Source organism: Niastella populi, from assembly GCF_002078015.1.
GTDB lineage: Bacteria > Bacteroidota > Bacteroidia > Chitinophagales > Chitinophagaceae > Niastella > Niastella populi.
On the sequence record NZ_LWBP01000006.1, the window covers coordinates 1 to 8,128 of the forward strand.

Annotated in this window: 5 protein-coding genes; all 5 read left to right on the forward strand. The window is 41.2% G+C overall.

Translation table 11 applies throughout. The annotated features are described in order from the left end of the window. Nucleotides 1–436, forward strand: a 436-nt coding sequence (locus tag A4R26_RS34740; protein WP_165760133.1) for a hypothetical protein, incomplete at its 5' end; no start/stop codon positions are given. Nucleotides 437–643: 207 nt separating this feature from the next. Beyond that, on the forward strand, nt 644–2,122 hold the full coding sequence (locus A4R26_RS03780; RefSeq protein ID WP_081160663.1) for a coiled-coil domain-containing protein: 1,479 nt from the start codon (nt 644–646) through the stop codon (nt 2,120–2,122). Between the two features lie 936 nt (nt 2,123–3,058). Beyond that, complete coding sequence (locus A4R26_RS03785; protein WP_107685797.1) at nt 3,059–6,922, forward strand: DUF5977 domain-containing protein; 3,864 nt, start codon at nt 3,059–3,061, stop codon at nt 6,920–6,922. Between the two features lie 11 nt (nt 6,923–6,933). Next, complete coding sequence (locus tag A4R26_RS03790) at nt 6,934–7,527, forward strand: thioredoxin domain-containing protein (protein ID WP_081160668.1); 594 nt, start codon at nt 6,934–6,936, stop codon at nt 7,525–7,527. Between the two features lie 11 nt (nt 7,528–7,538). Then, the coding region (locus A4R26_RS03795) for a DUF6443 domain-containing protein (protein ID WP_242674812.1) at nt 7,539–8,128 on the forward strand (590 nt) is incomplete at its 3' end.

Genomic DNA, 8,128 nt, shown 5'->3' on the forward strand with positions numbered 1-8,128 from the left:
CCTGGAAGGTTTTCCATTCAAAATTCCTATGTTTGAATGGGGTGGGGAGCAACACCCGCAGGGAGAACCGGAGTGTGGTTGTGGACCTAATTTCAGGTTGAAAAAAATGAAACCCTATCCACCTGATGGTTTGGGGAAAATGCCGGCGGATTACCAGCAAGTGACCTGGCTGCGCGTTATGATAGAAGGGGAAGGGGTAGATATTTATGGGGCAAGCATTGAAGGCTTACTGGAAGAAGATTCCAAATACTCACTGGAAAAATTGTTGCAGTGTCTGCTGGCTGATCAGTCAATATGGGTGGTCTTGTTTATGCCCGACTTTGATCAACTGGATGAATGGATCCCGGGTGATATCAACATCGTGTTGGATAAATTAAAATATTCGCTGACGGTTGAAAAAACGGGTTATGTAATATGGAATGATAAAGCCGTTTAGGAATAAATGCTTTTTGGGATATGTTTGGCGTAGGCTTTTTTGCACACTTATCGCCCAAAACGACGCACTTATTGCCAAAACTGCACGGTGACTAAAAGGATTTGGGCAATTGAAACAGATTAATGATTTTTATAGGGTAATTATTTCAGGAACGATAGCGCAATAGGGCCGCGGTTCAACCATAAACACACTCGAATACCTATCCCGATGCAACCAAAACTATTCCTTCTCTCTTTAGTCATATTATGCCTGGGCTTAACCGCACGGGCGCAGGAAACCCCCTCTGCTGTTGACAAAGTAATCGATTTTCCCACCTCATTTTTTAATAAAGTACAGCATAAATATACCGGCCTCGAAGACAGGCTTACCAGGCAAACAGAAAAATACCTGAAACGGTTAGCCAAACGGGAGCGACGGTTAAAACGCAAGCTCGCAAAAGTAGATTCAACGGCTGCCCAACAACTTTTTAAAGATTCGGATCAGCAGTATGAGAACCTGATAGCATCCATTCGCTCCGACAGTCTCGTAGCACAAAAGGGCAGGGGAGCGTATATTCCCATGATGGATTCAGTTAAAACAAGTCTGGCATTTCTAAAGCAGAACAATTCTTTGTTGGGAGAATCAAAGGAAGTAAGTGATAAAGTAAAGGGATCGCTTTCCCAGGTTGACCAGTTACGTGGAAAACTACAGCAAAGCGAACAAGTAAAATCATTTATCCAGCAACGGAAGCAGCAGCTTAAAGAAACGTTGGGAAAGTATACCAATTTGCCTGATGGGATAACCAAAGAACTGGCAGATTTCAATAAACAGGCATACTACTACAGCGCTCAGCTGAAGGAATATAAAGACATGTTGAAACAGCCTGACAAGCTTATTCAGAAGGGCTTGTTATTACTGAACAAATTACCTGCCTTTACAAAGTTCATGCAACAGAACAGTGAATTGGCCAGTTTGTTCAGACTGCCCGATAATTACGGTACGCCGCAAAGCCTGGCCGGATTGCAAACCCGCTCCCAGGTACAACAGCAGATCCAGGGACAGTTAGCCGGCGCTGGTCCTAACGCGCAGCAATACTTACAACAGAACATACAAGCCGCGCAAACACAATTAAGCCAGTTAAAAGACAAGGTAAATAAACTGGGCGGTAGTGGCAGCGGCGACCTCGATATGCCCGATTTCAAGCCCAACAACCAGCGCACGAAAAGTTTCTGGCAACGGCTTGAGTATGGCACCAACCTGCAAACCGCAAAAAACAATTTCTTTCCCACCACAAGCGATTTGGGTTTGTCTGTAGGCTATAAACTTACCGATAAAAGCACGGTAGGCATTGGCGCTAGTTATAAAATGGGTTGGGGGCAGGATATAAAACATATTGCCATTACCCACCAGGGAATGGGACTGCGTTCTTACCTGGATGTAAAACTAAAAGGCAGCTTCTATGCCAGCGGCGGGCTTGAATACAACTACCAGCCCATAAGTTCCGATAGCACATCATCGAATTCGGGTATGCATTGGGATCAGATCTCCTCCTGGAATAAAAGTGGCCTTATAGGAATCAGCAAGATCGTCTCCATAAAAAGTAAATTCTTCAAAAAAACAAAACTCCAGTTGATGTGGGATTTTCTGAGCTATCAGCAGGTTCCGCGTACGCAGCCTGTTAAGTTCAGGGTGGGGTATAACTTCTAGTATTGAATGAACAGTCAATACGTGAAACCATTCAATATACTCAAACAATAATAGTGAAAAACTTTGGCAAGTTTCTCAGATCATTATGGGGCCGGCATTATAACGATATTTTATTAGCAATATGGTACCTCTCGAATGTGATCCTGTTTATATTTATGTTGTTTATAAAGTGAATGGCAATTATTTTATTGTTCTGATACCTTTAGCAGGTGGAATCTATCACCTTTTAAAAGGGTTTGCTGTAAAATGGTTATCGGTTTTCTTTATTGGATCTATTGTAATGTCTTTAGTCGTTGTGACTTATTTGGTTTTGAATAATAATGTCTGAAACTGGGAGAGATATTTGTCACGTAGTACTTTCATGCGCACTTAAATATAATCTATGTGACTAATCGATTTTTGTAAAATGTAAATGATAGTTGATTTTCGTTGTCTAATCAATTAGAAATGATTGTAGCGTAGAATGCATTGCTTAATATATTTTTGTAACATACCAAATACCTGATCCATATGCAACCAAAACCTTTGCTTGTTTTCGTATATGCCAGATTTATACTGCATCTAGTAGCGGTAATTAATACCCGCTTTCCAATAAATAAAAAACGTAAGTTCCCATCTCTAATTCTCACAATTAGTGATAATAATAAATTTCGGCCTGATGTTCAATTAAGGAGGCGAGCAAAAATTTCTGGAAGTTATTGCCCGATTATCTTTTTCACTGGTTAACCTGCCTTCGTTTTGTTAGCTTGTTACAACTTGTTGCAATTTACAAATAGTATCATAATGAGTAGTAACGACGTCAGATAGATGCCAGATATTTTTTTAGAACTGGTTGAAAATCTCGTAACCGGCGGGGAAGTGGATTATCATTGCTAATTAAGTAAATGGGGTGCAGAATCTTTGTCCTGCTATTAATTATCTATAACTATTTCGCATATGAAAGACATTTTTTCTTTAATTAAGTGGGGTAAGTATGTTTATTGCCTTATCAATTCTTTTTTATTTATATTTTTTTCAGGAAAAGTCAATAGCCAGGAGGCATATAGTCTGCCTACGGTAATTAATCCGTCACCTCAGTCTATGGCTTTTACAAGATATGGTGATTATCCAATGGCGGCTTATACCGGATTAACCGATATCTCCATCCCCCTTCATACTATCTCAGGCAGAAGACTTACCCTGCCAATGAGCATAAGTTTCCATGCATCAGGCAGGATGGCAAACGAGATCAATGGGGTATTAGGTATGCGATGGACTTTAAATTGCGGCGGGCTTGTAACAAGAACTGTGAAAGGGTTTCCTGATGAATGGAGCAATCTTTCTCCTTATGTTGTAAACCCCTCTAATGAACCATCCTTTGATGATTTGTATAGCGCATGTCCTGATGGAAGAACCCCCGGGTCGGGCAAACCATTTTACAACAGTGAGTTCGATATTTTCAGTTATGCCTTGCCTAACGGAAAACAAGGTCATTTTATTCTGAAAAGTCAGAATGGGGTAAAAGTGCCTATGCTTATTCCATACGCGCCGATCAAGATTGAAGTGGTGCCATCTGCAAATAATTACGGTTTACTTGATCGAATAGAGATAACCGATGTAGATGGCACCAAATATCATTTTGGTAAACTGGCAGTTGCAACTGAAAATGCAATTGAAAGTATTCCGGAATGGGACCACAATACACCGATACATGGAAGTATACCGACCGCATGGTATTTAACAAGTATTGTATCAAATGATGTTACAGATACAATTTCACTTACTTATTATAGCCGGTATGAGAATATGGAAACTGCTGCTCAGCATGCAAAGATCTTTGATAGGCGCAGAAGTAGTTCGGTAATATATGTTCCAGAGGAATGTGAGCATGACCCGTATTTGTGTGATATGATGTCCCGGTTGGGACCTATGTACTATTGGGAACAATCTCCGAATTTTGAAATGGAAATGGTTACAAATACCAGATATGTACCAACGCTAAATGGTGTCCAATTTAATGGCGGTTCTGTTTCATTTAATTATATCAATGATTTCTTAGATGAAATAATAATCAAAAGAGACGCCATTCCATATAAGAAGATAAAATTCAATCTTACAAACACAGGAGATGTTTTATACCATCTTGATAGCCTGACTTTTTACGGCGAAGACCAGAATATAATTAATGAGAAGTATAGTTTTGGTTATTATGAAGGTATAAGCGGATTGGATCCTAACGCAAAAAAAGATTGGTGGGGAAACTTTAGTATGTACGTTAATAATCTGTTACCCTATCAACCTGCTGAACCTGTATCATACTTTTCGAATTGGGGAGGAAATAAAGACGTTGGTTTTGTAGATGTACAACGGGCTGGTGATGCAGACAGTAAAGTGAGGGGGATGCTCAAAACAATTACCTATCCTACGGGGGGACAGACCGAATTTGTGTATGAAGGAAATAGGTACAATTATGGCGATGCAGCCGGTTTAAGGATAGCAGAAATAAAATCTAATCCTGTTTTTGGAAAAACTATTCATAAGACCTATAAATATGGGATTAATGAAAATGGATATGGATATATAAATGAATATTTAAGGCCAGGTTCTAACTCCCGCAAAGAGTTATCGGTGGTAGAAAGTAATGCCATGCATTATTGGGAATATACAGCCCTTATAGGGGGGGATCACCCTTTCCCCTGGATAATGTATGAACAGATGGGTTTTCGGATGCGGGATTACCTGTCTGACCCCTATATAACTTTTGATTTTGAAGGCAGTCAGGTGAAATACGATGCCGTTACAGAATATGTGATGGAAGACGGGTATCCAAAACAAAAAACACAAAGTCTTTATAGCTGGGGAGATAATGCACAATTAATCGATTTTATAGTTCACGATCAAAATGAACCAATTTATTATCCCAGGAAATTTTCAGATCCGCAGAATGCATGTTTAAAGCCAGTAATGACGGGTAAAACCACTTACAAATATTCGAATAATCAATTTGAGCCGGTAAGAAAAGAAACCTATGGATATGGGTTCCTGGAAAAAGATGAAGCCTGGGATATGCCTGTTTATGCTCATACCAGTGTTGCCTGGGCGAGATCAGGGTCTGACGGAGGTGATCACTATAATACCATGAAGAATTATCATAATACTGATTGCAGTGTTTATGGATATGGGTACCGAAAATATAAGTCTGGTAGCCAGGTGTTATATAATACTACGATTGAAGAATTTACGCCTGCCGGAACAATTGTTACACAAAAGAATATGGATTATGAAGATTTTAACCATCTTTTGCGCAGCGAAGAAGTTACAAATAGTAAAAATGAAGTTGTAAAAACAACCTACAGTTACCCGAAAGATTTTGAATCTATTTCACCTTATAACGAAATGGTAAACCGGAATATTATTAACCCGATAATAGAACAGGTACAAGTAAATACAAGTTTAAACAAAGAAGTAGCAAGAACTAAAACCAACTATAATCTGTGGCAAAGCAATACACTTATTCAACCTGCAACTATACAAAGGTCAATATATGGAAATGCCTTGGAAACAGAAGCCGCCATTAACGAATACGATATTAAGGGTAATATTCTACAAGTTACCGGAAAGGATGGTGTAGTGACAGCATATGTATGGGGCTATGATCAGAAATATCCTGTGGCGAAAATTATTGGAAGCTCGTATGCCGATGCAATATCTCAAAGTGGAGTTGACCTGGCCATCGTTAATAATGCCACGTTATCCGACGCAACAATAAGAGCTGAGTTACATAAACTGAGAACGCTGGCAAATTGTTTTGTCAGTACCTACACTTATAAGCCAATGACAGGCATGACAAGTGAAACCGATCCCGACGGCAGAACCATTTATTACGAGTATGACCTGTTTGGCAGGCTCTCGCTGACCCGTGACAAGGATAACAACATTTTAAAAAAATACGCCTATGATTACCAGGGGCAATGTACAACCTGTGGCGCCATGTCCAGCGCAAATTGGCAGGCAACCGGCAACACACGCGCCAAACCTTGCGAGGCCAATACCGCCTTCTATGGTCCGTATCGCCAACGGGAAGAAAAGGATATGAACCCGGTCAGCCCCACCTATAACCAGAGTCGTTGGATAGATTTCCTTACATATAATGAAGCCCTTTATGAAAGGAACGAACAATATTGGGTGAACACGTCCACACCACCGAGATGCATACAGGTTGGCGGACAGAATACGGGGGAGCAGGAACAGGAACAAGTGTACCTTGATCCAAACCCCTGTCACAACTATAATAACGCCATTCGCTGGAAGAATGCCGGCACGAATACCAATTCTTGCCCTCTGCCTCCGGTTTATAGCAGCAGCGACCTTAGTGGTAACTACTATTCTTCTTTGTGTTCATCTCCCGCCGAGCCTGATCCTATATATGTTCCCGTACCTGCAGGGATGTTCACTTCTACTATTTCGGTTGCCGATGCCGATCAACAGGCCTCGCAGTATGCTCAACAGTATGCCGATGATCACGGAACATGTACTGTGCCACCAATTACACTCAACTTTATAAATAATGCCGGTGGTGGTTTTACGATAACACTTACCGATGTGAATACAGGACAGGAATACTCGTTGCAGTCGATGAATGGAAGTAATGCTTACTTACAAAATCTTCCCCAGGGAACTTACCACATATATATATCGCCGTCCGAAACCGATGAAATATACTACGAGGTGGGTTGCAATTATTTTACTTCCGGCGCTGGCGACTTGTATCTTGATGATATAACAATTAACAGCACCTGTAATACTATAACAGCCAACTAACGTGGATTATTATGAGAATAATAAACAAACACCAAAGTTTCTATCTTAAATACATCCTGGCGTTGCTTTGCTCAATCGCAGCATATACCGCCGATTGCCAGAGTATATATGATCATTCGTTTAGGGATGTCAATAATAGGAACGTTCAACTTAAGGATTTTGCCGGTAAAAAACTCCTTTTTATCATCCTGCCGGTGAGTGCAACTGATTCACTTGTTGCACAATTAAAAAACTTTGTGGCAAGCTATGGCGATAAAGTGCGGGTGATTGGAGTGCTATCGCAGCAAGATGGTCATTCAAAGAGCGGGAAAACTGATATAATGAACAGCTATCAGAAAAGCGGCATACTGATCACGGAGGTGATGGGTTCAAAGAAAGGCAATGGCCAGTCGCCGCTTATGAAATGGCTGACCACCAAAAATGAAAACGGGCACTTTGATATGGATGTAAAAGGGCCTGGCCAGAAATTCTTTGTGAACGAACAGGGGAAACTATATGCCGTTCTTGGGCAGCTACCGCTGTCGTCCCCTTTCATCAACAAAATAATTAATGCCACAGATAGTGGTCAGCAGCCTATGCCGGCACAACAGAAAATTAAACCTTAAAAAACCAGAGCATGAGAAATATTATATACATGCGGATTATTATAAGAATAATAATTTTTGTCATACCAGTTGCGGGGTTAGCACAGCACCAGCCCGGTGCATATCCTGGTAACAATCCAGCCAGTTTTGTACGGACCTGGTCGGCCACAGCACCTTTACAGGATGCCAATGCTATAATCAACCGCCCTTTGAATGAGGTGCAGCAGACAACTCTTTATGTTGACGGACTGGGCCGGCCGCTACAGACCGTGATCCTGAAAGGATCGCTGGCCACCAACGATAGCCAGAACCCCACTGACATAGTGGCGCCAGTGGAATATGATGCCTTCGGTCGTGAGGTTTACAAATGGAAACCTTACCCTTCAACCGAAAAAAATGGCTTGTTCAAAACCGATCCCTTTGGCCAGAAGCAGGTTATTATGCATCAGGAGTTTGGCGCACAGGGCGAAACTTTTTTCTACGAGAAGACGGACTATGAGTCTTCGCCATTAAACAGGCCACAAAAAACATATGCTCCGGGCAACAGTTGGGTAGGAGCAAACCGAGGTGTAGAAGTAAAGTATTGGATAAATACCGCAAATGATGCTGTACGGATCTGGAA

Excerpts from the sequence above, each read along its gene's own strand:
- A4R26_RS03785 (WP_107685797.1), top strand. The coding sequence starts at position 3,059 with ATGAAAGACATTTTTTCTTTAATTAAGTGGGGTAAGTATGTTTATTGC.
- A4R26_RS03780 (WP_081160663.1), top strand. The coding sequence starts at position 644 with ATGCAACCAAAACTATTCCTTCTCTCTTTAGTCATATTATGCCTGGGC.
- A4R26_RS03790 (WP_081160668.1), top strand. The coding sequence starts at position 6,934 with ATGAGAATAATAAACAAACACCAAAGTTTCTATCTTAAATACATCCTG.